Genomic DNA, 2,712 nt, shown 5'->3' with positions numbered 1-2,712 from the left:
CTTACGTGAATCCATAGCGTAAGGAAGGAATACCGGGGGAACTGAAACATCTAAGTACCCCGAGGAAAAGAAAGAAACCTCGATACCCTAAGTAGCGGCGAGCGAACGGGGTAGAGCCCAAATTGAACATAATTCCTGGTATGTGAGTGGAAGAATCTGGAAAGATTTGCGATACAGGGTAAAAGTCCCGTACACGAAGCAGAAGAGGAAGGTTCTAAACGAGTACCACCGGACACGTGAAACCCGGTGGGAACATAGGGGGACCACCCCCTAAGGCTAAATACTCCTTGGTGACCGATAGCGCAACAGTACCGTGAGGGAAAGGTGAAAAGAACCCCGGGAGGGGAGTGAAATAGAATCTGAAACCTGATGTTTACAAGCAGCGAAACTGGCTTAAGCCAGGATCGTGTACTTTTTGTAGAACGGGCCAGCGAGTTATGATTTCTAGCAAGGTTAAGGTGTTAAGCACCGGAGCCGGAGCGAAAGCGAGTCTGAATAGGGCGAAGAGTTAGAGGTCATAGACCCGAAACCGTGTGATCTATCCATGGGCAGAGTGAAGTTGCCGTAAAAGGCAATGGAGGCTCGAACCGGGTAGCGTTTAAAAGCTATCGGATGACCTGTGGATAGGGGTGAAAAGCCAAACGAACACGGAGATAGCTGGTTCTCCTCGAAATAGCTTTAGGGCTAGCCTGGAGCGAATTGTCTCGGGGGTAGAGCACTGAATGGTCAAGGGGCTTCACCAAGTTACCGCGACCTATCAAACTCCGAATACCGAAGACAAAATACTCCGGAGTCAGACTATGGGGGATGAGCTTCATAGTCGAAAGGGAAACAGCCCAGACCACCAGCTAAGGTCCCAAAATGCGTGTTAAGTGGAAAAGGATGTGGAGTTACTGAGACAACTAGGATGTTGGCTTAGAAGCAGCCATACATTGAAAGAGTGCGTAATAGCTCACTAGTCAAGTGACTCTGCGCCGAAAATAACCGGGGCTAAACACGATACCGAAGCTGTGGAATCGAGCAATCGATTGGTAGAGGAGCATTGTGTGATCATCGAAGCAAAAGCTGTAAGGCATTGTGGAGGTCACAGAAGAGAGAATGCTGGCATGAGTAGCGAGAGGGGAGTGAGAATCTCCCCCGTCGAAAACCCAAGGTTTCCTGAGGAAGGCTCGTCCACTCAGGGTAAGTCGGGACCTAAGGCGAGGCCGAAAGGCGTAGTCGATGGACAACAGGTGGAAATTCCTGTACCGGTAACCGTAATGAAGATGTGGGGACGCAGGAGGATACGCAAAGCGCCCAGTTGGTGCGGCGTTCAAGCACAAAGGATGAGAAGTAGGCAAATCCGCTTCTCGTAACGTCTGAAGTGTGATGAGGATCGAAAATAAGTAGAGAAGTTGCCGACTCCATACTGCCAAGAAAAGCCACTATTCGCGGAGATCGCCCGTACCGTAAACCGACACAGGTAGGTGAGGAGAGAATCCTAAGACGAGCGGAAGAACCTTTGTTAAGGAACTCGGCAAAATGACCCCGTAACTTCGGGAGAAGGGGAGCCACAGCAATGTGGCCGCAGTGAAAAGGCCCAAGCGACTGTTTACCAAAAACACAAGTCTCTGCGAAGTCGAAAGACGAAGTATAGGGGCTGACACCTGCCCGGTGCTGGAAGGTTAAGGGAAAAAGTTAGCGCAAGCAAAGCTTAGAACTGAAGCCCCAGTAAACGGCGGCCGTAACTATAACGGTCCTAAGGTAGCGAAATTCCTTGTCGGGTAAGTTCCGACCCGCACGAAAGGTGTAACGATTTGGGCACTGTCTCAACAAAGGATCCGGTGAAATTGTAGTAGCGGTAAAGATGCCGCTTACCCACGACAGGACGGAAAGACCCCGTGGAGCTTTACTGCAGGCTGATATTGGATTTCGGGATGGACTGTACAGGATAGGTGGGAGACACCGAAGCAAGCACGCCAGTGTTTGTGGAGTCGCCCTTGGGATACCACTCTATTCATTCTGGAATTCTAACTTCCTTCCGTGAATCCGGAAGAAGGACATTGTCAGTTGGGCAGTTTGACTGGGGCGGTCGCCTCCCAAAAAGTAACGGAGGCGTTCAAAGGTTTCCTCAGCACGGTCGGAAATCGTGCGAAGAGTGCAAAGGCAAAAGGAAGCTTGACTGCGAGACCTACAAGTCGAGCAGAGACGAAAGTCGGACTTAGTGATCCGGTGGTACCGCGTGGAAGGGCCATCGCTCAACGGATAAAAGCTACCCCGGGGATAACAGGCTTATCTCCCCCAAGAGTCCACATCGACGGGGAGGTTTGGCACCTCGATGTCGGCTCGTCTCATCCTGGGGCTGAAGCAGGTCCCAAGGGTTGGGCTGTTCGCCCATTAAAGAGGCACGCGAGCTGGGTTCAGAACGTCGTGAGACAGTTCGGTCCCTATCCGTCGTGGGCGTAGGAAATTTGAGAGGATCTGTCCTTAGTACGAGAGGACCGGGATGGACAAACCGCTGGTGCATCAGTTGTACTGCCAAGTGCACAGCTGAGTAGCTACGTTTGGAAGGGATAAGCGCTGAAAGCATCTAAGCACGAAGCCCCCCTCGAGATGAGATTTCCCTCATAAGATAAGACCCCTTGTAGACCACGAGGTTGATAGGTCTGAGGTGGAAGTGTAGCAATACATGGAGCTGACAGATACTAATCGGTCGAAGACTTGACCAAAGAA

1 rRNA gene is annotated in these 2,712 nt (G+C 51.2%); it reads left to right on the top strand.

Going from position 1 to position 2,712, the window contains the following annotated elements:
* Positions 1-2,708 (top strand): 23S ribosomal RNA (locus LQU94_RS07980); the annotation flags it as partial.
* Between the last annotated feature and the right edge of the window lie 4 nt (positions 2,709-2,712).

This window comes from Peptoniphilus sp. KCTC 25270 (genome assembly GCF_021012875.1).
GTDB lineage: Bacteria > Bacillota > Clostridia > Tissierellales > Peptoniphilaceae > JAJMZJ01.
Note: the sequence above shows the minus strand (reverse complement) of the source record. Positions and strands in the feature narration are given on the sequence as shown.